The organism is Hymenobacter fodinae (assembly GCF_004745825.1).
In the GTDB taxonomy this organism is placed as follows: domain Bacteria; phylum Bacteroidota; class Bacteroidia; order Cytophagales; family Hymenobacteraceae; genus Hymenobacter; species Hymenobacter fodinae.
The window spans coordinates 228,009-253,019 of sequence record NZ_SRLA01000005.1; the positions used below are offsets into that span (position 1 = coordinate 228,009).

The window sequence follows — 25,011 nt, forward strand, 5'->3', positions numbered from 1 at the left end:
CCTTCTGTATATGCATCAAGATAATACCCCACCTCTCCGGCTACGGGCTTGGGGGAGGTGGGCATCCGTCGTAGCGGTTTGTATCACTAGTTTTTTCGTGCACGGTGGGGCTCCAGAGGTCAGTCTGATGGAAGCGCGGAATTTTGTGGCCGCCCGTGAAATGGTTGCTGGGGGCTCCTGGCTTATTCCGACCATGAATGGAGAGCTGCGGCTGGCCAAGCCACCCTTTCCTACCTGGGCGGTAGCGGCCCTGCAAAAACTTGTGGGGCCAACGGAGAACCTGGCCTTACTGCGTTTACCGGCGGCGTTTGCTGCTACGCTGCTTGTACTCTTCTTCTGGGGTCTGGCCCGGGAGCTTACCCGTCACTTGCCCGGGGACGCCGAAGACTCAGGACGTACGGCGTGGTTGGGGGCGTTGGTATTGGCCAGCAGCTTGCTTGTGATTACTACCGGCCGAGAAGGGCAGTGGGACATCTTCGCCGTTAGTATGATGGTTGGGGCTCTCTGGTTGCTTGTAAAAGGGTGGCAACGCGCAGGTCAAGCCTGGGGTTGGCTGGCTGGCGCGGGCGTACTGGGAGGTTTGTCACTGCTGAGTAAAGGGCCGGTAGCTCTCTATACTGTTTTATTCCCCTTCTTGCTGATTTACCTGGTAGGGTACCCCCAGCATAGGCAGCACGTTCGCCGCCACTTGCCCGGGACATTGCTTGGGCTAGGCCTCTTGTTGGGTATCGGCTGCAGCTGGCCTTGGTACATTTATCAGCATGTGGCCCCAGCGGCGGTTACCGTAGCTAGAACGGAAATATCTTCTTGGGGTGAACGACACGTTAAACCCTTCTGGTTTTATGCTCCCTTTGCTGCGTTTACCGGAATCTGGGCTTTAGTAGCCTTGGTTTCGTTGGTGTGGCCGTATGCTCGACCCCGCGTCCAGCGGTATATACCCTATGCATTAGCCTTGGGGTGGGTGTTAATCAGCCTACTGCTATTAAGTCTGGTTCCTGAAAAGAAGGAACGGTATATGTTACCCCTGATGCCACCGCTGGCCTTGTTGGTTGCGGGCTTAATACGGTACTGGGAGGCTGCTGTCGCTGCCAAACGATCTACCCGCTCCGACCTAACCTTGCTTCGGGTTTGGGGAGGTATTCTGCTGGTAGTCTGCCTGGCCGTACCTGTTGCGCTATTCGTTATTGATCTACCCGGTACGAAAGGGGCTAGGCTATGGGCTTCGGTAGTAGTATTTGGGGTGGTAGGAGCGTATGTGCTGCGACAGTTAGTACGACTACCTAGGCCTACAGCTCTTACTGGAGCGTCCTTAACGGGCATGGCTGCCTTGCTTATATTACTGTTACCTTTTTATCCCGTTTGGGAACGCAGGCGCGATACTGTCGGGCTTCGGCAGATGCGGGATATCCGGCGGCACGTGGCCTTGCAAAGTATGCGTTGGGTGAGCCTCGATACCTTGCATGTTAAGCAGGTATGGGCTGCGGGTAGGGCAGTACCCATTTGGCATCTGCCGCCTACTAGCCCCATTTCATCTCCGCAAGGGGCCGTTACGGCGGGTCCGGTAGCGGTTTTCTCCGCGGCGCCTCTACAGTCTCGGCTGCCACTTGCCTGGCGTCAGGCTGGCTTCCGCATCACTCAAGTCGACAGCTTTTATTTGGGAGGCAAGAAGGAGTCAGGCTACTGGATGGTAGGGATTCTAAACCGGTTAGGCACCAAAAAGCCTTAACATAATGTTAAAACAACCTGGGTTGCTTTATCTTGATAGTTAGAGTAGGGGCCATGCCTCTCCTACAAAAAAGGCCGCGGAGTTAATCCGCGGCCTTTTTTATTCAGCGTAGCTGCCGCCTTATCTTATCTAGTAAGGCACTTACAAGTACTAAGTCTTCTGCATCCTGAATTACAAGTTGAGTGTCTAGGCCAGGGCCGCTGATGCTAATACTGTATCCAGTGGTGGGTGCAACTGCTGTTGTAGTATATGCTACCGGCACTGATGGCTGAGGTGTAGGCTGTCTCTGTGGAGCTGGATGTAGTGGTTCAATAGAAGGAGTATTACTGGTTGTAGGACTAGCGCCAGTATTGGAATCTTTGTGGTTGCTCCGTATGGAGTCAGCCGTTGGCTCGGTAGGTACATACTCTGCCTCAGACTCACCGATTGTACTATCGTCATCCTCCTGCTCGTCATCCAAATCATCGGGGTCTAGTCCAAATAGTCTAGATACGGGGTCATTTGTGCGCTGTGCTGGTACAACTGGGGCCTGTGCAGGATTACTATCTATTCTATCTATTGTTGGCTCTGATTGCGGTGAGGTGGCCTCATTGTTTGTCGTTGACCTAACGGCACCCTTAAATAGATTCAAGGGCATTTCAGAACTGCTAAGCTCTTTGCGTGGGCCTTGCCGAGCATCGAGTTGATCTATGTCAGCAATGATGTTTCTCTCATCTAGGATTGAAACCATTCGTGCGCCGTCTATAAATGCCTTGGCCACTCCCTGAGCATTTATTTCTTCTACACCGAATTCACGCAGTAGCATCACATCCAGCATGTGTACTGGTAGCTCCCTGTTTCTGAACTTACGGCATATCTGTGTGAACAAGGGCGGATGAAGGAATGCTTCGCGATGATAGATTCTCTCTTCCTGCTTGTCATATGCGTGCTTAATACGCCGAAACAAGTTTGTAGTGGTTAGGAACTCTCTCTTGCTTGTTAAGAGCCCAAACTTGACTGCAGAACCAATAATGGCTTTAAAGGAGCCACTAACCTTTCTATTGAGTTTACGAGCAGCTGTTTCGATGGCACACTTACCACCAGTATCATCAACTACTTCAGCTACTTCCCATGCACTAGTATAACTGGTGCGAGGGTAGTCTATAGTCTTGGGCATGGGAATAAAAAAAGGGTTGGTATATACTACGTGGCGGTAAGGTAAAAAGATAGCATGTATAATCAAAGTATATAACAGTAGTATAAAGTACAAAATGGTTAAAATATATAATTTTTTTGCGATTTTTTACTATTTATTACTATGTATTGCTTTTATATAGATTGTTAGATTATTAACCTCTCAAAATACCTAACTAATTTTAATACCCTCTAACAAGTGGGCGGGGCGTTGAACGAAATGGGGCACAGGTTAAATTCAGCTATTCCTAGGCTCTTCACACTACTATTAGTTTTTAAATGATAGCCATTGCCATCATCTTATCACTAGTAACAGGGGGCATTGTATACCCAATCTGTGACCGCATGTTCATTAGCCATATCTGAGTAATTCATCTGACTTTCGAGTTTCAAATCCATTACAAATAGGAGGGAAGCAAACTTGATTCTACACTGCTTCAGATTCATACACCTTTGCTTAGGGCTATAAACTAAGAAAGCCCCTGGAAGTATAAGCCGGACTAATTACGAAACCATACTGACGCAAGTGTGCGACCCAGGTGCAGACCGAGCTGAACACTGCCGTTCAAGAATACGGACAGCAACAAAATTATTGGCGTATGTTGTAGCAACACATTTTTGTTCCCTGTGCATTTTACCACCTATACTTTCCGGTTGCTGGTGTCAGTGCCTAATCCCCTAGGTTCTTAACTCAGAGCTGAGCTTTTTACCTATCATCAACACACACCTTGTTGATGCTTACCTAGGCCTGCGTTGCCAACTCCACACAACATACTATCAGCTTATATCTACAACGCGCGTTCACATGAACTTGGAGCTCTAATTCGTCCTGATTATCAATTATCTGAATCCCTATGACGCGTCAAATAAAGTTTCTGATCAGAAAACAGCGATTGATTCTTTTCTAATTACTTTCAAGTTTATTACATAGGTTTAATGTAGTAGACAGCTGTCTTTAAGCATTCCGGTATGCTATTTCATTCAGCTTACAAGCAAGTCGAGTTTGGTATTATTTAGTTAGATTAATTGTACATGTTTACATGAATCACTGGTTGGTTGAACTACAGATCTAAAATATTTATTTGTCTTATAATTTATATTATGTTAAGTAGTGTTTATAAATAACAGCCCGGACACTTACAATCAAGTATCCGGGCTGATTTTACGCTCCCCCTACTTACGAGGAAAGTATTCTAATTTATTTGGCAGCGTCTAGCTTAGCGGACATACGCTCCGAATCAGCGGTACGTCCTACGCGCAGATATGCTTTCTGCAATGAAGAAATGGTTGCCCGATCATTGGGCTGTACCTGCAGAGCCTTCTCGAAATATGGCAGTGAATCCTGGAAGTATTTCTTACCATCGGCTTCATACTTCTTACCTGACTTCTGATACTCGGCCAAGCTCATTTTGCTGGCCCTCGTGTACAGGTCAGCAGCTTTGTTGTAGTTGTACACGCCGAGGTTGAAGTTAGCATCGAAGTTATCGGGCTCAATCTCCACCGCCTTCTTGTAGGCCTCTAGCGCTTGAGCTGGCTGCTTAGCCTGGTCCAACAACGAGCCCTTTACAGCGTACAAGTTGGCGTTTTTAGGATCAGCTGCAATGGCCTTGTCGATTTTGGCCAAAGCTTCTTTACCACGACCCGAGCTCAAATCAGCGTTCAGGTCTTCCAGCATAAAGGTCTTGTTATTTGGATAAGCCTGCAGCGCCTGCTGTAATACTTTAGAGGCTTCAGCATCGTTTTTCTCCTGACGAGCCATCTGCAGCATTGCCGTGTACATCTGCGGCGACTTATACCCGATGCCCTGGAGCTTGGTGTACTGCTCCTTCGCGGCTGGGAAATCTTCCTTTGCAGCAGCGGCGTAAGCAGCGTACAGGTAAGCCGTCGTGTCTTGCGGACGGATCTGCTGAGCCATACGATACTGCTTCAATGCCTCGTCGTAGTTCTTACCATTGTAGCTTTCTACACCAGCGTTCAGCGCTAGACCATACAAGCCATCAAGCTTAGCCGAAGCCTGCTTACCAAACTCGCCATCTTTGCCATCAAGCTCAATAGCTTTCTGATACGACTCGAAGGCTATTTTGGCACCTTCACCAGCCGGCAGCGCCTTGCCATAAATTGGGCTCGATACCATCGCGTCGTAGATCTCGCCACGGGTATACCAGGTTTTGGCTTTGTTTGAGGTTTTCTCGTTTGTTATAGCCTTGTCGATTTCAGTGCGGGCTTTATCTAAGGTGCCTTGGCGCTGAAAAAGAACAGCATTTGTTACGGCTGAATTCTGGGCCGAAGCAGTATGAAGAGCGGCCGCTGCAACGAGCGTCAAAATTGTCTTCTTCATGGGAGTTTGTCGAAGAATGATCAGGTTGAAAGAAAGGAATTGCAAAGCAAACGGCAGAACCCAAGGTTGAGTTCTGCCGTTGCAAGTTAATTAGCGCTGAGTGAATCTGGGTCAGTGAGCGAGGTCAGGTCGGAGTCGGGCGTAGTGGCTGAGCCGTCGCCGTTTCCGGTTAAGCCGTCCCCACTGCCTGCTTCCACGTCTTTCTCCTCTTCCGCTGCCACTTTAGCTACGGAAGAAATTTCGTCACCTTGGCTGATTTTCAGCAGACGCACCCCCTGGGTGGCGCGACCAATGCTCCGTAGTTCCGCCATACGCAGACGGATGGTAATACCTGACTTGTTGATGATCATCAGGTCATCGGAGTCGCTAACGGCCTTGATGGTTACCAGTGCGCCCGTTTTCTCGGTGATCTTCATCGCCCGGACCCCTTTGCCACCACGGTTCGTGATACGGTACTCATCCAGTGGGCTGCGCTTGCCGTACCCATTTTCGGATACTACCAGCAGTTCGTCTTCACTGTCTTTTTCGATGCAGACCATGCCTACCACCCGGTCCGATTCGTCGGCCAGGGTAATACCTCGCACACCGGCGGCCGTACGACCCATGGAGCGTACTTTCTCCTCGGGGAAACGCACTGCCCGGCCCGAGCGCAGCGCTACCACTACTTCGGATGAGCCGGTGGTCAGCTGTACGTCAAGCAGCCGGTCGCCTTCGTTGATGGTAATAGCGTTGATACCTGCGGTGCGGGGACGCGAGTAGGCCTCCAACGGCGTCTTTTTCACGGTACCCTGCTCGGTGCAGAACATCAGGTAGGTGTTCTCCAGATAATCTGGGTCGCGTAGGCCACGCACGTTAAGAACGGAACGTACGCTGTCTTCCCGCGGAATCTCAATCAGGTTCTGAATAGGACGGCCTTTGGTTGCCTTCCCTCCTTCTGGTACCTCGTATACTTTGAGCCAGAACACGCGGCCAGCCTCCGTGAAGAACAGCAGGTACTCGTGCGTGGTAGCCACAAACAGGTGCTCCGTGAAGTCGTCCTGCTTGGATGCGGCCCCGCGGGCACCTACGCCCCCGCGGCCCTGCGCCCGGTACTCGTCCAGGGGGGTACGCTTGATGTAGCCTTCGCTGGAGATGGTAATTACCATGCTCTCGTCGGCAATCATATCCTCCATTGAGAAGTCGCCACCGGCGTACTCAATGCTGGTCCGGCGGGCATCGCCGTAGCGCTCCTTGATTTCGAGAAGTTCGTCGCGGATAATCTGACGCTGCATCTCGTCCGAAGCCAGCACGGCCTTCAGGTGGTCGATCAGCTTCATCAGATCATTATACTCCTGCACCAGCTTGTCGCGCTCCAGGCCCGTAAGGCGCTGCAGACGCATGTCTAGGATGGCGCGAGCCTGTACTTCACTCAGCGAGAAACGCTCGATGAGCTGGGCGCGGGCCACATCCCCATCGCGTGAAGCCCGGATCAGAGCAATTACCTCATCCAGGTGATCCAGCGCAATCAGCAAGCCCTCCAGGATGTGGGCCCGCTTTTGTGCCTCGGCCAGTTCGTAGCGCGTCCGGCGCACGATAACGTCGGCGCGATGCTCTACGAAGTACATGATCAGATCCTTCAGGTTCAACGTCATGGGGCGGCCCTTCACCAAGGCCACGTTGTTGACACCGAACGAAGACTGCAGCTGCGTGTACTTGAACAGGTTGTTCAGTACCACCGTGGGCATGGCATCCCGCTTCAGGTCATACACAATGCGCATACCGTCGCGGTCCGACTCGTCGCGCAGGTCGGCAATGCCTTCAATCTTCTTCTCATTGATGAGAGCGGCCGTCTTCTCAATCATTGAGGCCTTATTCACCATGTAGGGAATCTCGGTCACAATGATTTGCTCCTTACCCGAAGGCAAGGTCTCGAAGTGGGCTTTGGCGCGCATCACTACGCGGCCCCGGCCGGTTTCGAAGGCTTGCTTCACCCCGTCGTAGCCGTAGATAATACCGCCGGTGGGAAAATCGGGAGCGGTAACGTGCTCCATCAGTTCCGCCACGGTGATATCCTCATTGGCTAAATACGCAATGATGCCGTCTACTACCTCCGTCAGGTTGTGGGGAGCCATGTTGGTGGCCATACCCACGGCAATACCCGTAGTGCCGTTCACCAGCAGGTTCGGGAACTTGGCCGGCATCACCGACGGCTCCTCCAGGGAGTCGTCGAAGTTAGGCTGGAAGTCCACCGTTTCCTTGTCCAGGTCGCCGAGCATTTCATCAGCCAGGCGCTTAAGGCGAGCCTCGGTATAACGCATAGCCGCCGGCGAGTCGCCGTCGATGCTACCGAAGTTCCCCTGGCCGTCTACGAGCGGGTAACGCAAGCTCCAGTCCTGGGCCATGCGCACCATCGTGTCGTACACGGAGGAGTCACCGTGGGGGTGGTATTTACCGAGCACCTCGCCCACGATACGGGCGCTCTTCTTGTATGATTTGTTGTAGGAAACGCCCAGCTCGCTCATGCCATAGAGCACGCGCCGGTGCACAGGCTTCAGGCCGTCACGTACGTCCGGCAGGGCCCGGGAGATGATGACCGACATCGAGTAGTCGATGTAGGCGCCGCGCATCTCATCTTCAATGTTTATCGGAATGATCTTTTCGCCTTCCGCCATAGGGAGATCTAAGTGGCCTAGAAACCCGTGAAAAACGGGAGCTTTTTCGGCCCGTGAGTGTGTACTTTCTTAAGCCTGCAAGATAGGCAAAAAAGGCCATTTTACCTAATCTAGCGCCATCTTTAGCACTCCTAGAGGGTCTTCTTACGGTCGTTATGATGCTGGCCCTGCTGCTGGCTGTGCACCTTGATTTTTTCGCCGATTGCGGGGTTCTGTTTTTTAAACCAGGGCTGCCCACGGTACTTGGTTCCGTTGTGCAAATGCACCTTGCGGGTGTGGCAGGCCACCATGGGACAAGTACGGCACGAGGCCACTAATAACAGCCCCACCAGGGGCACTAAGAGACGGGAGAAGAGTACGCGTAAAGTCATGCGGGTAAAGGTATTTAGTTCCGGACTACAGATGCAGTAACAGGTGGCCTAGCGCTAGGCCTGGTTAGGATATCGAAGCAGGCCTAGCGCCTACATCCTGACTGTTCCACTCCCGCAGAAACTGCTCCAGAAATTGCTCCATAAACTGATGACGCTCTTCGGCCACTCGCCGGGCTGCCGGCGTATTCAGCCGCTCCCGCAGGTGCAGCAGCTTCTCATAAAAGTGGTTGATGGTCGGGGCCGTGTTCTTCTTATAGCTTTCAAACGAAGCGTGCTGCACCGGGGGCACGGCCGGATCGTGCAGGGGACGGCCCTTATGGCCCCCGTAGGCGAAGGCTCGTGCTACCCCAATGGCCCCAATGGCATCGAGGCGGTCGGCATCCTGCACCAGCTCCCCTTCTACTGTGCTCATGGGCGTGGCCACGCCCAGGCCCTTGAAGCTAATCTCGCGGATAATGGCTACCACGCGCTGAATAACTTCCTCCTCGGCCTGCTGGCTTTCCAACCACTGGCGGGCCGCCTGCGGGCCGGCCTCTTCGTCGCCGTCGTGAAACTTCCAGTCGGCCACATCGTGCAGCAAAGCGCCCAGTTCCGTCACCAGCGGGTCGGCCCCGGGGGTTTGCTCGGCCAGCGCCCGGGCCACGTGCCACACCCGCCGGATGTGGGCCCAGTCATGGCCAGAGCCTTCATTTAGAAATTTATCACGGACGAAATCTGCCGTTTGAGTAATGAGTTGTTGCGCGTTGAGCATACTAGCAGTGGCCTAGGCCAGGGAGTGTAAACGGGGCAAAGGTATCACTCTGCCGGTGGCTCAACTACTACGCAAACAGTCCTACTATTCAGCTAGGCAGTTCCCGTAGGTACTGCGGTGGCACCTGCTCAGTGAGCCACACCCCGTTACCTGACTGGTAAAAGGTCATCCCGTCCGCCTGCATAGCCGCCGCATGTACGGCCAGCAGCACGGGCTGCCCCCGCCGACTTCCGACGCGGCGGGCCGTTTCCTCGTCGGGTGACAAGTGCACGTGGTGGCGCTGCATTTTCCGCAAGCCGTGTTGCCAAATAGCCGGCAGTGCTGCGGCTACGGTACCGTGGTATAGTTCAGGCGGTGGTGTCTGTACTACCAGGCCTAGCTCAACCGGCACGCTATGCCCCTGCTGAGCCCGAATGCGGGTTCCAGAGGCATCAAAAGCGAAGCGCTGCTTATCATTACTTCCTACAACTTCCTCTAACTGCGGCCGAGTGAGTGGGAAACCCCGGCGGGAACAGGCCGTCAGGAGCGCCTCCACTCCTACCCAGCCTTCGGCATCCAGGACCAGTCCCAACAGTTCAGGTCGGTGGCGTAAATGAAGACTCAGGAACTTGCTAATGCGGGTTTGCTGGGCTTGATTCATGGAGTAAGAACGCGCGTTGAGCAGGCCTAGAGCTCGGTGGACGGAATCTTTTCGCGGTAATTATTCGTTCCTACGTATATTGCCGTCAAATGACGGTTTAAAAATACGCAAATGACAGTCGTTCGTAAAACTTCCGTAGCCAGCATGGTAGACCTAATGGGTGGCCAAGCCGTAATTCCACAGCTTGTGCGCAACGAACTCGACCTGTTGGGGGTGGCCATCAAGGGCATCTCGGTGCAGGCTGTACGGGCTCTGCAGCAGCGGCTGCAATTCTCCAACAAAGAAATCAGCGCTGTGCTGGGCATTTCTGAAAGCACGCTGGCCCGCCGTGAGCAAGCGCAACGCGCACTCACCCTGGATGAAGGCGAGAAAACCATTCAGCTTTCCGGCGTGCTAGCTAAGGGCCTAGAGGTGTTCGAAGACCAGGATGATTTTCAGCACTGGCTGGCAACGGCTAACCCCGCCCTAGGGGGCATCAAGCCCAAAGCCTTATTGTCGTCGGCCATTGGGCGCGAGCAGATCTGCGATATTCTGGGCCGTATTCAGTACGGACACTACTCCTAGGCCACTCTATGCTGCTGTACCGCCTGGGCAAGGCCCCGTATATTTCAGATACATCTGGGCAGGGGGGTCTCTACTACGGGGGGCGCTGGCACGAAGTCGGGACCCTGATTCTTTACACCTCCGAGCACTTATCCTTGGCCAAGCTAGAGGTATTGGCTAACTCTCCATCGTTACCCCGTAACTATTTCTCCCTGACCCTGGAGGTTCCGGACACGGCTTCCATCCGTCACGTTACACTTGAGGAGTTGCCCAGCAGCTGGCAGCAGCTACCCTATCCGCTGGAGCTGGCGCAACTCACGCGGGCTTGGATTGACGAGGGTCGGGAATGGCTAATGCGAGTGCCCTCCGCCCACGCCCCGCACGAGTGGAACTACCTGCTCAACCCCCTGCATCCTGACCACCACCAACTCCGCACGGTGGTCCTGGAGCCGCATCCCTTTGATCCTCGGCTCAAGCCCTAACACGCCCGCCGCTGCATACCGCATAAAGCAAAGAATCCTCCCTGCACATGTAAGGAGGATTTTTTGTTTAGTTCACACTTGCACCTTATCTATTTTTAATAGGATTAGCCGCCAGAATTTCGGAAATTATATCTGTCCTCCTTGGTCGGCTTCTCGGCTTCACCTGTTGCACTTTCGCCTATCGTAACACCTTTACTCTGCCCAGCATTTTCCGTCACTTCTTACTCCTGTGCTCATGGACTGGTTAAGAAGCACCGTGCGGTCTGCCTACATTTTCCTGACTTTCGCTGGCTGCGCATTCTCCCAAGGGGCCCAGGCCCGGGAGAAAAGCGAAGGTCTCCCCCCTGCCACGGTGGCCACCTCCCCCGAAACGGCCATTGTGCGAGCTACGCTCCAGCAACTGCTCGACACCAGAGCCCTGGGCCCAACGGCTACCTACCAGCGCCTCGGCCTCCGGATGGGCCCTGCCGTACAGAGCTTCTACCACACCACAGATTATTCCGCCCGCTGGACCCAGGCGTCGGGCTGGACACCGCAGGCCCGGGAAGCCCTGCAACTGCTGGGGCGGGCCGCTGAGTTTGGGTTGGTACGAGAGGCCTACGGCTGGCAACACCTTACCACCCTCCCCGACTCGTTGCATCGACCAGCATCCGGCAAAGCGAAAGGGCGGCAGCTGGCAACATTTGAGCTGCGCCTCACCGATGCGCTGGTCAGCTACCTATACCACTTGCGCCAGGGGCATGTGGCACCTACCACCCTGCAACCCACTACCCCCGACAGCTTAACCAGCCAACAACTAGCCCAGCGCCTGCACCAGGCCCTAGCCAGCCCAGCCCTTACGGCCGCGGTGCTGGCACAGCAACCCGCCCACCTGGCTTACCGGCGCCTACAAACCATCTGGAGCCAAGCCCTGCACACTTCGCCCACCGACTCCGCTCGCCTGATGCAGGATACGGTGGCCGGGTTTCGGCGGGTAGCCATCAACCTGGAGCGGATGCGGTGGGAAGCGGCCGCCGACTCAGAATATGCTGAGGTAAACATTCCGGCGTATCAGCTGCAGATCATCAGGCAAGGCCAGGTACTGCAAACCTACCGCGTGATTGTGGGCAAGCCCGAGCTTCCTACCCCCGTGCTCAGCAGCCGCATCACTGTTTTTGTTACGGCCCCGGAGTGGCGGGTGCCCCACAGCATTGCCGTGCGGGAGTTTTTGCCGGAGATGCAGCGCGACCCAAGTTACTTGTATGACAATCATTATCGGCTGTATGATGGCCTAGGCCGGCGCGTGAGTCCGTGGCAGGTGAACTGGGCCCGCGTTACACCTGCTTCGTTTGCATATACTATCCGGCAACGGGCGGGCTCATTCAATGCGCTGGGAAACGTGGTGTTCTACTTTCCGAACCAGCAACGGGTATTTTTGCACGATACCCCGGGTCGGGCAGCCTTCACCCGTTCGGAGCGCGCCCTTAGTCACGGCTGCGTGCGGATGGAAAAGCCCTTGAAGCTGGCCGAGTACCTGCTTCGCCGCGAAGATCAACCGAAGCGCATCAAAGAATTTTACGCCAGCGTGCAGGCTCACGAAAAGCAGCGGTTTGAGCTTACTAACGGCTTACCTATCCATCTGCGCTACTACACCTGCGCTACCGATCAGGGCCAGCTCCACTTCCTGCCAGATATCTATAATTTAGATCCGTTGGTTACAGCAGCATTATTTAAAACGAATAATCACTTGAGCAAATAATCTAGTTCTAGCACGTTGTTTTATAAAATATTTAGCTCAGTTTTTTTATTAAAACCATACTTTGCAAATACTTAGCTGCAAAAATATTTAAGCAACAAAAAATATTTCATCAGCTGTAAATCCAGTAAAGAGTTAGGTGGCGTAGATGCCCTCACATAACCTTAATCTACCTTCCCCTTACTCCTTACAACACATGAAAAAACACCTGCTTTCTCTCGCAGTAGTAGCCCTGATGGGCGCCGCCACCGCTACCTCAGCCTCCGCTCAGGCTAAAATGGTTGCCGGCACCGTTTCGGTTGGTGGCGAGGCAATGTATCCCACGAAAAACATTGTTGAAAACGCCGTAAACTCCAAAGACCACACCACACTAGTTGCCGCTGTGAAAGCAGCAGGCCTAGTAGAAACCCTGCAGGGCAAAGGCCCATTTACCGTATTTGCTCCAACCAATGCGGCGTTTAATGCCCTACCAGCTGGCACGGTTGAAACGCTGGTGAAGCCTGAGAACAAAGCCACGCTAACCAAAATCCTGACCTACCACGTGGTAGCCGGCAACATGACGGCCGACAAGATTATGGCAGCTATTAAAGCGGGCAAAGGCACTGCCTCACTCAAGACCGTAAGCGGCGGCACCCTCAAGGCCATGATGAACGGCCCGAAAAACATTGTGCTAGTTGACGAGAAAGGAGGAGTATCGACAATTTCAACTTACGACGTTACGCAGAGCAATGGCGTAATTCACGTTATTGACAAAGTGTTGATGCCCTAATCAGTAAATATAAAATAAATAGTCCACCCTGAGTTATTAAATATTTAATAACTCAGGGTGGACTATTTATTTTTTACAGCATGATAAATTGATAATCACCCATCAATGTAATTTTTATATACTAAGGCATTATAACTATAATACCCTGCTGCTGTTGTACTGCCAACCCACTTCTGGGTAACCCAACGCCTCAACAATGAAACGGAATGAGATTGAGCCTCGGCAAAACCGGGTGATCTACGTGCTGATGGTGGTGGCCGCCATAGTTGCTCTCTCGCTAGCCATCTGGTACCACGCCCGGCAGTAGCTCCGTTTAGAAGCTACGCTACTTTCGTTTCTGCCAGCGGCGTAACAGGCCTAGCATTTCCGGCGTGTCGTATTCCGCCATTCCCTCGTGGGAGCCGATGATAGTGCCAGTTGGGGAGATGATGAAAGTGGCCGGAATAGCCTGAGTTTGAAAGGCCGCTGGTAAGGGAGACCCCGGAGAATATGCCGGCACCGTAATACCCCGACGAGCTAAAAAGCGGCGGGCTTTGTCTGGATTCTGGTCCAGAGAAAGCAGCACAAACGCTACGCTATCGGGGTTGGTGCGCTTCGCCAGCCGCACAATAGCCGGCATTTCAGCCACGCAAGGCGGGCACCAACTGGCCCACACATTCAAAAAAATCACCTTGCCTCGCAGCTGCGAGAATGGCACAGCTGGCCCCGCCTGGTTTAGGGGAAGCAGCAGAAAGGTGCCATCCGCCGCTGGAGAAGTGGTATGAGCGGTGGCAGGCTGGGGTGCGGAGAGGCGCGGCTGCCATAACCCCGTACTGAGCAGGGCCTGCTGCGCCCGGCCAAGTACTTCGGTATGCCAGCCGCTTACGTAGAGGCCTAGGACTATGGCCACGTACACTACCGGCTCAAGCCAGGCCCGACGACGAAACAAAAATCGAAACATCTGGCAAAGGTCGGGACTTGCTTATATCTCTGTCTCTTTTATTTCTGTCCGTATGCCGCATTTCACTGCCGACGACCTTGCTGGTCTGGAAAAAGTATTTCGTCTCAACCTCATCAACTCGATAACCGGCTATAAACCTGCCAATTTGGTAGGCACCGCCGCCCCCGACGGGGCCACGAATGTGGCCATAATCAGCTCGGTGGTGCATCTGGGGTCCAACCCCGCCCTCGTTGGCTTCGTGATGCGCCCCGCCAGCGTGCCCCGCCACACGTACGAGAACATTCAGGCCACGCGCCGCTATACTATCAACCACGTGCACAGCGGCATCATGCGCGAGGCCCATTACACCTCGGCCAACTTTCCCCGCGAAGTTTCAGAATTCGCCACCTGCGGCCTCACGCCCGAGTACCGCGACGATTTTTCGGCCCCGTACGTGCAAGGCAGCCGGATTCAGCTGGGCCTGGAGTTAGCCCAGGAGTTGCCCATTGAAATAAACGGGACAATTCTACTGATTGGCCGCGTAGTACACCTGTATCTGGCCGACGAGGTGATGCGGCCCGACGGCTCCCTGAACTTACCCGCCGCTGACAGCATCTGCCTGTCCGGCCTCGACACCTATCACACCGCCACCGCACAGGCCCGTTACGGCTACGCCCGCCCCGACCAACCCGTGCCGGAACTGCCCCTGGCCTAGAGGCAGGGTACTTGCGCTAGGCCACCTCTCTTCACGCTTCACTCCTATCTTTGCCTGCTCACGCAGTAACCTTCTTCCTATGGGCACCTCTGGCTTCCGCAATTTTGATAACGATGACGCCGCTGATTTTCTGGCCGACTTTGCCGACGACCCTAGCGAAGTGCTGCTGCTGGAAGCCCTCATTACTGCCGCGGAGGAAGAAGGTGACTTGGATGCCGATGTAGCCGCCCAAGCGCTGGCGGCCGCCGAGATTGTAGCCGCTTGGCAAGGACAGCCCGCCCCCGACTTTCCGGAGGACCTACGCGAGTTGGCCGACGAGTTAGACGTGAGCGACGAAGATGAGCTAACGGAGTTGGCCCGCCGCGCCGTGGCATCGGTAGTAAATCGCTCAGAACTGTTGGAATTGTGGAAGGCCTCAAATGAGCTACCCCAGTGGCAACAAACTCAGCAAGACTTGCTGAAGCGGCTGGAATAGGCCTAGAAGTAAGGGTCAGAATCCTACGGCGCCCAGCTTCTCCAGTTCCTCCCATACCCGGTGCACTGGCAGGCCCATTACGTTGAAGTAAGAGCCCTCTAGGCGCGTCACGGCTACCATGCCAATCCAGTCTTGGGCGCCGTAGGCTCCGGCTTTATCCAGGGGTTGGTACTGGGTAACATAGTGCTCAATCTCGGCCAGCGATAAGGGCCGGAAATGGACGCGGGTTTGGTCAGAAAACACCACACGCCGTCCGTCGCCGGCCAGCAAACACACGCCCGTGTACACATCGTGGGCGCGGCCCTGCAGGCGCTGCAACATCCGCACGGCCTCCGTCGCATCAGCGGGTTTGTTAAGTACATCGTCCTCGAGACACACAATAGTGTCGGCCGTTAACACGAGTTCGTCTGGAGCTAGGTCGGGGGCGTAGGCAGCGGCTTTGTGCGCGGCCAGATACTCGGCCACCTCGGCCCGCACTAAGTGAGGCGGAAAATCCTCGGCTACTTCTCGCAGCCGTACCTCGTAGGCCACTCCCAGATCAGTCAGCAGTTGCCGCCGCCGGGGCGAGTTAGATGCCAGCACGAGGCGCGGCCGGGCCAGCGAAGAATTAGGAGCGGAAAGTGGCATAAAAAGGGTGTTCAGTTTCGGAGTCGCGGATGCTGGTAAACAGGAAGCCGCCAATGGTTTTAGGGTAGAAGAACGTGGATTTAGGTGGCATAACGGCTCCAGAATGGCACACCCGCTCCACCTCGTCCATGGTTACTTCATTGGTAATGAAGGCGGCCCGCGCCTCCCCGCGGTCCACCCGCGACAGGCACTCCGGGAAATTACGCACGTAGGCCACCCCCGTCCACTGCCGTTGCGCCTCCGGTCCCACAATGCCCAATGCTTTTTCCAGCACAAAGAAGTGGAGCACCGTTAGATCTAGGGCTTTTACTTCTGGCGTGGTAGGCCAATCGAGCAGGGCGTGGACTTCCGGCCGTAACCGGATTTTGTACACCTGCCCTTCGCCCAAGTACAAGCCAAACGCCCAGGGCTTACCAGCAATTCGCTCGGGTAAATCGTAGGGGTCGTCCAGGGTTAACACTGTAAAGTACGGCGTCAGGCGGGCCAGCAACTCGTCGGCCGACAGCCCCTCGGGCAACTCGAGTATGAGGCGGTGCGTGGGCAGAATCCGCAGGTCATCAGCAGCGGCGTTGGTGAGGTACATCAAGTGGAAGTTCCAGGCTTCGGCGCCCGTGTAGGCCTCTCCGGCCGCTATGCGGCGGGCTTGCCGGTACGTAAGGGAACCCTCGTACCGGTGGTGCCCATCGGCCAGAATCACTTCCCGCGCAGCCAGCACCTGCTGAAAGCGCCGAATGACGTGCACATCCTGAATGACGGCCAGCACGTCGCGGGCGCCCTGGTAATCCTCCTCCGTCTGGTAGAGCGGGTTTTGCATGGCCTCATCCATGTACTGCTCCAATTCAAAGGCATCATCCCGGTACAGCCCGTGGGTGGCGCTGGTTTGGAACTCCATGCGGCTGAGCAGCTCGGCGCGGTCATTAACCGATGCGGGTAACGTGTTTTCGTGACGCAGTACCACATTCTCAGCCCAGTCATACGCCCGAATGTGACACATAAACCCCTTGCGGCAATACTCGCGCGAGCTCCCCGGCAGCCGGAAATACTGATAGTATACGTAGATGCCCGGCAACTCATCCTGGCGCAACACGCCCTGCTGCTGCCACTCTTGCAGGCGCTGGCGCGCGGCACCCGCGGCATCCTCACCGCGCGGCACCGACAAATGGATGCTGTTAAAGGGGTTCTGGTACAGAGCTTCCCGCTGCTTCGTAGATACTACATCGAAGAGCGGCGAAACGTACGTATCAATCTGCTGACTTAGCTCAGTGTTATAGCGCCAGCCGCGCACAGGTTGTATTTCGGCCACGTAAAGAGGGTCGTAAGGTGAAGGGAGAAAAGCAGTGGCCTAGCTAGGCCTGGTGCCTTCCTCAAGGTGCCAGGCGCGAGACACTCCAGCTTTCTCCCTGCCGCTCATACACAATTCGGTCGTGCAGGCGACTAGGCCGGCCCTGCCAGAATTCGATGCGCTGCGGACGTAGAATATAGCCTCCCCAGTGTGGAGGGCGCGGCAAGGGCTCCTGCCCGGCAAAGCGCGCTTCCACATCGTGCTCGCGCTGCTCCAACTCCTCCCGGCTCTGAATAGGCTGGCTTTGCGGCGACGCCCAGGCCCCGATCTGACTAGCCCGGGGCCGGCTTTGAAAATACTCTGTTGACAGTGCTTCGGGAGCTTTTTCTACGCGGCCTTCCACGCGCACCTGCCGCTCCAGCGCAGGCCAGAAAAACGTCATGGCCGCCAACGCGCCGGTGGCCAGCTCCTGACCCTTGCGCGAATCATAATTAGTAAAGAACAGGAAGCCCGCGTCATCAGGCAGGCCCTTGAGCAGGACTACCCGGGCAGAAGGCTGCCCGGCTTCACTAACCGTTGCTAGTGTGAGGGCCGTGGGCTCATCTACCTGGGCGCTGAGAGCCTCATCCAGCCAGGCCCGAAACTGGCGCACGGCGTTCGGCTGCACATCGGCCTCAGTAAGCGTACGTTGCGCATACGTTTTGCGTAAATCAGCAAGCTGGGGGTCAATCATACACACAACTGATCAGAGGGGTGGAAGCAATCTAAAATAAGCCCGCAAGCCGGGCCGCTAGGCCACTGGTTGGCTCAACAACTGGGGCAAAAATACGCGTCGGGAGCAAAGTACCCGCGCAATTAGGGCCTCAGCCAGCTTGAGCCAACCAGTGGCCTAGCCGCAAGGTAGTGCAATAACACCGGCAAACGGAACCTGTGCCCCCCTGCCCAACGTAATCCCCAAAGAATACTGCCCTACGTAGGCCTGTCGGGAAGAAACGCCCAAAATACCCGTCTTTTTCCGTACTTTCTGTTCCTGCTCCTCGTTCCCCTCTACCTTCCTTCCAACCAATCACCTTCTCTGATGCCACGCATTCGATCTGGTAGTCTGCTTATTTCTCAGCCCTTCCTCGGCGACCCTAACTTCGAGCGAACTGTAGTGCTCATCTGCAGCCACTCCGAAGAAGAAGGCTCATTTGGCTTGGTGCTCAACCGGCCGGCTTCGTTGCAGCTCGGCGATGTGCTGGAGCTACCCGGGGGCGATGCGCTGCCGCTGTCCCGCATTCCGTTAGGCCTGGGGGGGCCAGTCCAGCCCGACACGCTGCACTACTTACACCGGCATGCCAACTTGCCAAACGCCGTGGCGCTAGGCCAGGACGTGTACTGGGGAGGTGATTTTCGCCAGCTGATTGACGAGCTGCAATCAGCTTCGACACCAGAGGAAGATGTGCGTATGTACGTAGGCTACTCAGGCTGGACGGCGGGCCAACTGGCCGAGGAAGTGAAGGAAAATGTTTGGATTGTGCACCCCAATGCTGCTGGTAAAGTATTTACTTTGGATAACGATGCCTTCTGGCAGTCGATTTTGCGTGAAAAAGGGGGCCGCTTCCGTATGTTGTCCAACTACCCCACAGACCCACGTCTGAACTAATCGCGCCCACTGCCCGCCTTCGGGCCTATCTCCTTTGAACCTTATGCTACCTGAAAACGATAACACCGCCCCTTCCAACGCCAACGAGGCTTCTGAATCGCCAATGAGCATTCTGGAGCGTCGCCTGGCCGAAATCAATGCCAAGCAGGATCCGGCAAACGAAACTACTACTCCCCCCGCCGAGTCCTCTGGTGCGGTAAACAATGCGCCGGCCTCTCCTGTAGCCCCCGAAGACATAACGGAGCGGCCGAACGAGGGAGTACCTTCGGTAGCACCCGGACCTAGCGGAGCGGGTACCGCAGAAGTACCCGCCTCGCCCGAAGCCGAGGCCGCAGCAGAATCAGCCACTCACATTCCCTCGCAAGTACCTGGCGTTGCGCATTCGGCCGGGGAGGCCCGTGCTCTAGCTCATTACGGCACTACTGAACCCGGCGCAGCCCCTGCTGAATCTGAAACCAGTAGTTCATCTGCCGCAACAGATAGCCCCGAGGATCCGCACGTGAAACCAGTCGTGGATGTTACACCCGGACAAAACCTGGACGCGGCCCTGGAACAAGCCCCCTCCGTAGCTTCCCTGCACACCTCCTCCGATGCCGCTGCCACGGAAGAAGATGAAGAATACGTACCAGATGCAACGGCCCCAGACTTTGCCAGCCTCGACCTGACCGCACAAACCAGCTATCTGCACTCCCTGTTACAGCGGCCAGATGCTCGTCAGAACCGTAAGCAAATTTTTGACCTGTACCGCCAGTACGACGCTTCAATTCAAGCCGACCGCGCCGCGGCCCGGCAGCAGTCAACGGAGACTTCAGGTAACGACGACTTTGCGTACGCAGGCCCCGCCGGACACCAAGAGCTGACCAAAGCATACCAGGAGTTTAGGGATAGTCGCGTCCGCGACGCCAAAGCCGAGGACGAGCAGCGGGCGAAGAACCTAGCTCACAAGCAATACCTGCTTTCTCAGCTCCGCCAACTAGTCGAGTCCGCAGAAACCAAGGACAGCTCTGCTCGCATCAAGGCTCTTCAAAATGATTGGAAAGCCACAGGCCCCGTTCCTCAAAAGGACACGCAGGAGTTGTGGAACAGCTACCACGCACTACTAGATATCTTCTATAACAACCGCGGACTGTTCTTCGAAATGAAAGAACTCGACCGCCGTCGTAATCAAGAAGCTAAAGAGGGACTTATTACGCGGGCCGAGGCATTACAGCAGCAGCCTAGCATTAATAAGGCTCTGCAAGAGCTTCGTCAGCTCCATGAAGAATGGAAACACATCGGCCCCGTGCCGAACGAGCAGCGCGAGGCCTTATGGCAGCGTTTTTTGCAGGCATCAGAAAAGGTTCACGACCGGAAAAAGGAATTTCTTTCTACGCGTTCCGCTCAGGAAAATGCGAATCTGGAGCGGAAAACTGCTCTTTTAGCTCAACTACAACCTTTCGGTGAGTTCCAAACGGAGCGGGTAAATGAGTGGCGCTCTAAAACCGATGAGTTGCAGAAGCTGAAGGAAGAATGGGATGCGGCAGGGCTAGTTCCTCGGGAGAAAGCCGAGCAGATGAACAAGCAGTTCTGGGGGGCTTACAAAGGCTTTTTCCAGCGCAAAAACCAGTTCTTTAAAGCGCTTGACGAGGAGAAGAACACCAATTTAAAGCGTAAGCTCGACCTATGCGAGCAAGCCGAAGCGGCACTGCAAAATCCAAACTGGGAGGAAGCACGAGAAATCGTGATTCGTCTGCAGAAAGAATGGAAGCTCATTGGCCGGGTACCCGAGAAACAGTCGGATAAAGTGTGGAACCGCTTCCGCACTGCCTGCGACACCTTCTTTGACCGGAAGAAGGAAGAAGTAAAACAGCGTGAACAGCAAGTTCAGCAAGCAAGTCGGGAGCAGCTTCAGCACCTAGATAAGGTAGCGGAAGCGGTTGCTGCCCTCTCAGCAGATACTCCAGGTACGGTAGAAGGCTTCCGTCAACACGTAAATGAGTGGCGTCAGTTTGACACCGGATCCTCGCGCGGTAATGAGCGCAGCGAGGATAAGTTTCAAGCCCTAATGGCTAAATACCTAGATGCGGTTCCTGGTTTGTCCTACGCAGAACGCACGGAGTTGCTGTTCAACCTACAAATTGAGCGCTTGAAGTCTGCTCCCGATGCCCAGCAGCAGCTTTACAAAAAAGAGCAATTACTGCGGCGAGAAATTAACGAGCTAGAAAATGACATTTCAACTCTTAAAACTAACCTAGAGTTTTTTGCTCGTTCTAAAAACGCCGGGCAACTCCGGGAGGAGTACCAAGGTCGCATTGATGAAGCACAAACGCGAATTGACATTTTAAAAAAACAGTTGCGCCAAGTACGCAGCTAAGCTAAATACTACCCGTCTTCGAAGAGCCCGGCTGAAGCATTTGTTTCAGCCGGGCTCCCTATTTTAAGCTATACCCATCATCCAACAAGACCTATATGTTGCAGCAACACTAAAAAAATTTCACATTCTAGCTTAAACACACATTACAGATAATCAGAATCTTCCAACATGCACAGTACTTAAAGCATCTGAACAGGCTCATTTTTTTCGAAATCAAATTTGACAATATCATTTCCGTACGTAGTTTTGCACCACTTAACGCCTCCTTAGCTCAGCTGGTAGAGCAACTGACTTGTAATCAGTAGGTCGCTGGTTCGATCCCGGCAGGGGGCTCATAGGTAAAATAACGCCTTGTAAATCAATGATTTGCAAGGCGTTTTTTATTGGTGTGCCCGTTGGTGTGCCCTTTTTCCGTTCCCCCTCCCCTATTACGTGCGAATCAGGTGTTGAAGCTGGCGAATTAATAGTCCCTGCTTGGCTCTCATTACCGGTGGCAGAAAGGTACATTACCTACTAATTTCTCAAGGCTTACCTAACCTGCATGCCGCTTACCCCTACTCGTCTGGCACCTTCGTTCACAGCCAAGTCTCTAGACCTTAATCTAGAGGCTCTCCGTGGCTTTGCGGCGCTAGTGGTCGTCTGGTATCACATCATTCTTTTCGGCCACTTCATTGACCCTCACTTTCAGCCCGAAGGCATCTGGGTGTATCTAGCACCCGGACATGAGAGCGTGCTAATCTTCTTCGTACTGAGCGGCTACGTCATTGCTCTAAACACTAGGGAGCCACTTACCCGAGCAACGATACCAACGTATCTAAAAAAGCGGTTTGTTCGGATTTACCCGATCTACTTAATCAGCATACTGATCGCCCTACTGCTTGCAAAGCAGGCCTATCCAGGGTGGACTATATTCAGTCACCTCCTACTGCTGCAGGGAATGACATCTGAGCTTATTAGCCAGAACTCTCCTGCATGGTCCTTACACTATGAAGTGCTGTTTTACTTATTATTCATTCCTCTTTCATACTTCCGTCTCAATGCACTGCTGGTAACAGCCTTGTGTCTACTAACTGGGCTTATAAATAGCCTGCTGGGCACAGCGCCTCAACTAACCTCGTACCTGTACGGCTTCACGTTTTGGATGGTGGGGGTGGTGCTGGCCAGATACATGCCGCACAAGACACAACCTCACCCTGGCCAGATGCTGAGCCTGATGTTTCTCTGGCTGGCGCTACCGATGTTCAATCTGCTGGAAGTGGTAATAAGCAAAGTTATCCAAGTAACAGAGGGGAAGCTGATTTATCCGGATAGCGTATTCTGGCTTGACCGGATTATTAAATTGGCCGACTTTTCGTGGCTACCCTACGCACTGTTGACCATTATCATTTTCACATCCAAGGACTTTTTAGGCCGCAAACCACTTACCTGGTTGCTACTGGCATTGCCAGCCTATAAATTCAAATACTTATTCCAGGACCGTGCTCACATAGACTTTGGCTATTGGGCATTTCCCGTACTGTTTTATTGGGCGGCCGTGTTTTGCTATGTATTTCAGAACCAGCTGCGGCGCATATCCAGTAGATTCATCAACTGGTTATCGGCAACCGGAGCTATTTCCTATGGCATCTACATTATTCACTTCCCTGTGATGCACGCTTTCCAGTGCTTGGAAATGTTTAGTGGTAGCGCCCAAACCTTCTGGGTACGTACGGTTTTGTTTTTCATCGTTACGGTGATCCTAGCCTACATACTGGAAAAAATAATTCAACCACGCATTAAACAACTATTTAAATGACCCAATTGAGGCGGCCTGACTACGTAGCACCCAGCCACCGCCTACACTGACTAGCACCAGCACGACAAACACATACCAGGGGGTACCGGCTTTATTAGTGCTGACACTAAGCGTATTGTTCTTGCCAATGCCCGCGGCCCCACCATCGGCGCCGGCTTCTCGGTTATCGGTGGCCTTGTTGCCGGGCCCTACCTGCACTGGGGCTTCTGTCTTAGTTGGCACGGCTGCCGTGTTGCCTGTTCCCTGCTGCAGGATAATGGTGCTGTTCTTAATCTTCTGCTTGCCTGAGCGCTTGCCTAGGCCTAGAAAGCCTGTGCCCTTAGGCTGGCTAGCCTGTACCATGGGCACCTGATTAGCGTAGTTCACAGCCTTGTACGGCTGGTCACGCACGTACTGGCTTGTATCCTCCGAGCTTGCTACTGACAGGCTGTCGCTTGCTACATTTTTGGAGGAAGCGCAACTGCTCAGACCAATTGTCATACCTAGGCCGAAGCCTAGTAGAAGGATGCCCGCCACGATCAGCAGCAGCAAACGGCCATAGCCATTTAGTTTAGGAGTACCCACTGTTAATAAAGCCAGTTAGCAGCTGCGGATATGTCCGAGCTAGGGTAAAACACCACACGCACGCCCCCACCATCCCGGCCCCCACCACGTCCGGTGTTGCCTGCATTCACGTACCAGCCGCGTGCGGGCCGGCCCTTGCGGATACTGCGGCCCATCTCTACCGCCCGGCCAATGTGCCCAATGCGGCCTAGACTGGCGTAGTAGAAGCCGACTACATGCCCAGGCTTTAGGCTATCGATGGAGCCACGCTTACCAGTGAAATAGTAGGTGCGCGTTTTATCGGTAAACCAGTTATAGGAGCCCGCGGCGCCTTTAGGTACTGGCAGGCCACAGGCCCGTTGGTTGGCCGCTTGGTACACGCCACACCACGGACCATATAAAGCAGCACCCGCCGCCTTCTGCCAGGCATTGATTTGCGGCCCATCGTTGCTGCCGGTCAGCTCTCGCACTCCCGTTTGCCGCCCGGCCCAGTCAAGGACACAGGCGGCGTTGGAGCGTTGGGCTACTGACTGAGCGCGGCTACCAGCAGGCAGGCCGCATACAGCGAGAGCAAGCCAAACCAGACTTTTAAGTAGATGTTGTACTGACATTCTTCCGAAAGTTGAACGGTGGAATCCTCGATGACAAAGCCGGCGGTGAAGTGACGCTTTGCCCAGACAGGCAAGCCCGGCGTGATGTAGTGCATGAGCGACCAGACCAGCACGATAATGCCACAGAAGTAGCCGCTGCCTGCCAGGAAGATGCTGACCACCGCCCCGAACTGTTTGGCACCGCTGGCCTGGTGTAACGCAGTTACCTGTGCCCCGTCCGGATCCGCACTACCGGGTGTAATGGGCTCGGCGTCGTACAGCCAGAAAGTGAGCTTGGGCAGCAGCTCCGGGGTGAACACATAGACGAGGGCAATGAGGATTCCTAGCAGAAAGGGCACATGTCGGCGGATATAGGCCGCGGCTTTCTGCCAAGGCGTACAGGTGTTGGGGGTGTTTTCCATAAGGGTATTAGTGATTAGGGTTTGACTTTCCCACTGGCTTTTTGCACTTCTAGAAAGACATCGAAGGCAGTTACGCTCTTGCGTAGACTAGTATTTTCGTCTTCCAGCTTATCCTGACGCTCTTTGAGGTAGTTCACGAGCTGCCGATCATCCTTGCGCTCCAGCCGCATTTCTGTCACCAATTCCCGTAGCTGGTGCACGGCATCCTTGGTTTCCTTGGTGCTGGCATCGAAGCCGGCCACGGTACGATTGAGCAGCCACGCGGCCACCCCGATGACAGCACCCACCAAGCCCGCAAGCACAGGCGTAGGCATAACAGAACCCACATCCAACAGCACAACGAGGAAGGTATAAGAGGGCAGCACGGCGATACAGACAGCTAGGAAATGATTAGGGAGAAGCGGTAAGCCGGCTACCACCTGTTGCCAGCTCGGCGGTGGCCAGAGTAGCGAGTAGCGAGGAACGT

Annotated in this window: 24 protein-coding genes and 1 tRNA gene; 11 read left to right on the forward strand and 14 right to left on the reverse strand. The window is 54.5% G+C overall.

Annotated features, from left to right (window positions below; all coding sequences use genetic code 11):
- Window positions 1-160 precede the first annotated feature (160 nt).
- Window positions 161-1,726 (forward strand): ArnT family glycosyltransferase, encoded by a 1,566-nt coding sequence (locus EU556_RS26865; protein WP_394346128.1) that lies wholly within the window; start codon window positions 161-163, stop codon window positions 1,724-1,726.
- A gap of 103 nt (window positions 1,727-1,829) precedes the next feature.
- Here the strand turns inward: EU556_RS26865 and EU556_RS21300 are convergent, their stop codons facing one another.
- From EU556_RS21300 to EU556_RS21325, 6 genes are all read right to left on the reverse strand, one after another.
- A complete protein-coding gene (locus tag EU556_RS21300) occupies window positions 1,830-2,882 on the reverse strand; it encodes a hypothetical protein (RefSeq protein ID WP_135436171.1) in 1,053 nt (350 codons plus the stop codon).
- 1,215 nt (window positions 2,883-4,097) lie between these two features.
- Window positions 4,098-5,237, reverse strand: coding sequence for a tetratricopeptide repeat protein (locus tag EU556_RS21305; protein ID WP_135436172.1), 1,140 nt, complete (start codon window positions 5,235-5,237; stop codon window positions 4,098-4,100).
- A gap of 86 nt (window positions 5,238-5,323) precedes the next feature.
- On the reverse strand, window positions 5,324-7,888 hold the full coding sequence (gene gyrA / locus EU556_RS21310; RefSeq protein WP_135436173.1) for a DNA gyrase subunit A: 2,565 nt from the start codon (window positions 7,886-7,888) through the stop codon (window positions 5,324-5,326).
- A 131-nt stretch (window positions 7,889-8,019) separates the two neighbouring features.
- Window positions 8,020-8,259 carry a hypothetical protein gene (locus EU556_RS21315; protein WP_135436174.1) on the reverse strand — a complete coding sequence of 80 codons (240 nt, stop codon included), beginning with the start codon at window positions 8,257-8,259 and terminating at the stop codon, window positions 8,020-8,022.
- A gap of 64 nt (window positions 8,260-8,323) precedes the next feature.
- Window positions 8,324-9,010, reverse strand: a complete 687-nt coding sequence (locus EU556_RS21320; RefSeq protein WP_135436175.1) for an HD domain-containing protein — start codon at window positions 9,008-9,010, stop codon at window positions 8,324-8,326.
- 88 nt (window positions 9,011-9,098) lie between these two features.
- Entirely contained in the window at window positions 9,099-9,650 is a 552-nt protein-coding gene (locus tag EU556_RS21325) for an RNA 2'-phosphotransferase (protein WP_135436176.1), read from the reverse strand.
- A gap of 111 nt (window positions 9,651-9,761) precedes the next feature.
- On the opposite strand from EU556_RS21325, the gene parS reads away from it, so the two are divergent.
- The 4 genes from parS (at window position 9,762) to EU556_RS21345 (ending at window position 13,179) form a co-directional block, all read left to right on the forward strand.
- Window positions 9,762-10,214: a type II RES/Xre toxin-antitoxin system antitoxin gene (gene parS, locus EU556_RS21330; RefSeq protein ID WP_135436177.1), complete on the forward strand. Its 453-nt coding sequence runs from the start codon at window positions 9,762-9,764 to the stop codon at window positions 10,212-10,214.
- Window positions 10,215-10,222: 8 nt separating this feature from the next.
- Window positions 10,223-10,675 (forward strand): RES family NAD+ phosphorylase, encoded by a 453-nt coding sequence (locus EU556_RS21335; protein WP_135436178.1) that lies wholly within the window; start codon window positions 10,223-10,225, stop codon window positions 10,673-10,675.
- A 235-nt stretch (window positions 10,676-10,910) separates the two neighbouring features.
- Window positions 10,911-12,413 carry a L,D-transpeptidase scaffold domain-containing protein gene (locus EU556_RS21340; RefSeq protein WP_135436180.1) on the forward strand — a complete coding sequence of 501 codons (1,503 nt, stop codon included), beginning with the start codon at window positions 10,911-10,913 and terminating at the stop codon, window positions 12,411-12,413.
- A gap of 193 nt (window positions 12,414-12,606) precedes the next feature.
- Window positions 12,607-13,179: a fasciclin domain-containing protein gene (locus EU556_RS21345; protein WP_135436182.1), complete on the forward strand. Its 573-nt coding sequence runs from the start codon at window positions 12,607-12,609 to the stop codon at window positions 13,177-13,179.
- Between the two features lie 325 nt (window positions 13,180-13,504).
- Here the strand turns inward: EU556_RS21345 and EU556_RS21350 are convergent, their stop codons facing one another.
- Window positions 13,505-14,119 carry a TlpA family protein disulfide reductase gene (locus EU556_RS21350; protein ID WP_135436183.1) on the reverse strand — a complete coding sequence of 205 codons (615 nt, stop codon included), beginning with the start codon at window positions 14,117-14,119 and terminating at the stop codon, window positions 13,505-13,507.
- A gap of 52 nt (window positions 14,120-14,171) precedes the next feature.
- Between EU556_RS21350 and EU556_RS21355 the strand changes: the two genes are divergently transcribed.
- Together EU556_RS21355 and EU556_RS21360 are read left to right on the forward strand one after the other, a co-directional pair.
- A complete protein-coding gene (locus EU556_RS21355) occupies window positions 14,172-14,813 on the forward strand; it encodes a flavin reductase family protein (protein WP_135436184.1) in 642 nt (213 codons plus the stop codon).
- A gap of 79 nt (window positions 14,814-14,892) precedes the next feature.
- Entirely contained in the window at window positions 14,893-15,288 is a 396-nt protein-coding gene (locus tag EU556_RS21360) for a DUF4259 domain-containing protein (protein WP_135436186.1), read from the forward strand.
- A 15-nt stretch (window positions 15,289-15,303) separates the two neighbouring features.
- On the opposite strand, the gene EU556_RS21365 is transcribed toward EU556_RS21360, so the two are convergent.
- The 3 genes from EU556_RS21365 to pdxH form a co-directional block, all read right to left on the reverse strand.
- Entirely contained in the window at window positions 15,304-15,915 is a 612-nt protein-coding gene (locus EU556_RS21365) for a Maf family nucleotide pyrophosphatase (protein WP_135436187.1), read from the reverse strand.
- A complete protein-coding gene (locus EU556_RS21370) occupies window positions 15,896-17,218 on the reverse strand; it encodes a DUF1015 domain-containing protein (protein ID WP_135436188.1) in 1,323 nt (440 codons plus the stop codon). The genes EU556_RS21365 and EU556_RS21370 overlap by 20 nt, the downstream gene beginning before the upstream one ends.
- A gap of 61 nt (window positions 17,219-17,279) precedes the next feature.
- On the reverse strand, window positions 17,280-17,930 hold the full coding sequence (pdxH, locus tag EU556_RS21375; protein WP_135436190.1) for a pyridoxamine 5'-phosphate oxidase: 651 nt from the start codon (window positions 17,928-17,930) through the stop codon (window positions 17,280-17,282).
- A gap of 345 nt (window positions 17,931-18,275) precedes the next feature.
- Here pdxH and EU556_RS21380 point away from each other — a divergent pair, with 345 nt between their 5' ends.
- The 4 genes from EU556_RS21380 (at window position 18,276) to EU556_RS21395 (ending at window position 22,990) form a co-directional block, all read left to right on the forward strand.
- The gene (locus EU556_RS21380; RefSeq protein WP_135436191.1) at window positions 18,276-18,842 is read left to right on the forward strand and encodes a YqgE/AlgH family protein; all 567 of its coding nucleotides are present in this window, start codon (window positions 18,276-18,278) and stop codon (window positions 18,840-18,842) included.
- A 43-nt stretch (window positions 18,843-18,885) separates the two neighbouring features.
- Entirely contained in the window at window positions 18,886-21,195 is a 2,310-nt protein-coding gene (locus EU556_RS21385) for a DUF349 domain-containing protein (protein WP_135436193.1), read from the forward strand.
- 260 nt (window positions 21,196-21,455) lie between these two features.
- Window positions 21,456-21,528, forward strand: a tRNA-Thr gene (locus EU556_RS21390).
- A gap of 208 nt (window positions 21,529-21,736) precedes the next feature.
- Window positions 21,737-22,990: an acyltransferase family protein gene (locus tag EU556_RS21395; RefSeq protein ID WP_135436194.1), complete on the forward strand. Its 1,254-nt coding sequence runs from the start codon at window positions 21,737-21,739 to the stop codon at window positions 22,988-22,990.
- Here EU556_RS21395 and EU556_RS21400 read toward each other — a convergent pair.
- The 4 genes from EU556_RS21400 to EU556_RS21415 are packed head-to-tail and all read right to left on the reverse strand — an operon-like array spanning window position 22,979 to window position 24,910.
- Window positions 22,979-23,554: a hypothetical protein gene (locus tag EU556_RS21400; protein WP_135436195.1), complete on the reverse strand. Its 576-nt coding sequence runs from the start codon at window positions 23,552-23,554 to the stop codon at window positions 22,979-22,981. The genes EU556_RS21395 and EU556_RS21400 overlap by 12 nt on opposite strands.
- Before the next feature lie 2 nt (window positions 23,555-23,556).
- Window positions 23,557-24,144, reverse strand: coding sequence for a hypothetical protein (locus tag EU556_RS21405; protein WP_167855670.1), 588 nt, complete (start codon window positions 24,142-24,144; stop codon window positions 23,557-23,559).
- Window positions 24,057-24,545 (reverse strand): hypothetical protein, encoded by a 489-nt coding sequence (locus EU556_RS21410; protein ID WP_135436198.1) that lies wholly within the window; start codon window positions 24,543-24,545, stop codon window positions 24,057-24,059. Before EU556_RS21410 ends, EU556_RS21405 begins: the two co-directional genes overlap by 88 nt.
- Window positions 24,546-24,559: 14 nt before the next feature.
- Window positions 24,560-24,910, reverse strand: coding sequence for a hypothetical protein (locus tag EU556_RS21415; RefSeq protein WP_135436199.1), 351 nt, complete (start codon window positions 24,908-24,910; stop codon window positions 24,560-24,562).
- Window positions 24,911-25,011 lie beyond the last annotated feature (101 nt).

Excerpts from the sequence above, each read along its gene's own strand:
- EU556_RS26865 (WP_394346128.1), top strand. The coding sequence starts at position 161 with ATGGTTGCTGGGGGCTCCTGGCTTATTCCGACCATGAATGGAGAGCTG.
- EU556_RS21300 (WP_135436171.1), bottom strand. The coding sequence starts at position 2,882 with ATGCCCAAGACTATAGACTACCCTCGCACCAGTTATACTAGTGCATGG.
- EU556_RS21305 (WP_135436172.1), bottom strand. The coding sequence starts at position 5,237 with ATGAAGAAGACAATTTTGACGCTCGTTGCAGCGGCCGCTCTTCATACT.
- gyrA (WP_135436173.1), bottom strand. The coding sequence starts at position 7,888 with ATGGCGGAAGGCGAAAAGATCATTCCGATAAACATTGAAGATGAGATG.
- EU556_RS21315 (WP_135436174.1), bottom strand. The coding sequence starts at position 8,259 with ATGACTTTACGCGTACTCTTCTCCCGTCTCTTAGTGCCCCTGGTGGGG.
- EU556_RS21320 (WP_135436175.1), bottom strand. The coding sequence starts at position 9,010 with ATGCTCAACGCGCAACAACTCATTACTCAAACGGCAGATTTCGTCCGT.
- EU556_RS21325 (WP_135436176.1), bottom strand. The coding sequence starts at position 9,650 with ATGAATCAAGCCCAGCAAACCCGCATTAGCAAGTTCCTGAGTCTTCAT.
- parS (WP_135436177.1), top strand. The coding sequence starts at position 9,762 with ATGACAGTCGTTCGTAAAACTTCCGTAGCCAGCATGGTAGACCTAATG.
- EU556_RS21335 (WP_135436178.1), top strand. The coding sequence starts at position 10,223 with ATGCTGCTGTACCGCCTGGGCAAGGCCCCGTATATTTCAGATACATCT.
- EU556_RS21340 (WP_135436180.1), top strand. The coding sequence starts at position 10,911 with ATGGACTGGTTAAGAAGCACCGTGCGGTCTGCCTACATTTTCCTGACT.
- EU556_RS21345 (WP_135436182.1), top strand. The coding sequence starts at position 12,607 with ATGAAAAAACACCTGCTTTCTCTCGCAGTAGTAGCCCTGATGGGCGCC.
- EU556_RS21350 (WP_135436183.1), bottom strand. The coding sequence starts at position 14,119 with ATGTTTCGATTTTTGTTTCGTCGTCGGGCCTGGCTTGAGCCGGTAGTG.
- EU556_RS21355 (WP_135436184.1), top strand. The coding sequence starts at position 14,172 with ATGCCGCATTTCACTGCCGACGACCTTGCTGGTCTGGAAAAAGTATTT.
- EU556_RS21360 (WP_135436186.1), top strand. The coding sequence starts at position 14,893 with ATGGGCACCTCTGGCTTCCGCAATTTTGATAACGATGACGCCGCTGAT.
- EU556_RS21365 (WP_135436187.1), bottom strand. The coding sequence starts at position 15,915 with ATGCCACTTTCCGCTCCTAATTCTTCGCTGGCCCGGCCGCGCCTCGTG.
- pdxH (WP_135436190.1), bottom strand. The coding sequence starts at position 17,930 with ATGATTGACCCCCAGCTTGCTGATTTACGCAAAACGTATGCGCAACGT.
- EU556_RS21380 (WP_135436191.1), top strand. The coding sequence starts at position 18,276 with ATGCCACGCATTCGATCTGGTAGTCTGCTTATTTCTCAGCCCTTCCTC.
- EU556_RS21385 (WP_135436193.1), top strand. The coding sequence starts at position 18,886 with ATGCTACCTGAAAACGATAACACCGCCCCTTCCAACGCCAACGAGGCT.
- EU556_RS21395 (WP_135436194.1), top strand. The coding sequence starts at position 21,737 with ATGCCGCTTACCCCTACTCGTCTGGCACCTTCGTTCACAGCCAAGTCT.
- EU556_RS21405 (WP_167855670.1), bottom strand. The coding sequence starts at position 24,144 with ATGTCAGTACAACATCTACTTAAAAGTCTGGTTTGGCTTGCTCTCGCT.
- EU556_RS21410 (WP_135436198.1), bottom strand. The coding sequence starts at position 24,545 with ATGGAAAACACCCCCAACACCTGTACGCCTTGGCAGAAAGCCGCGGCC.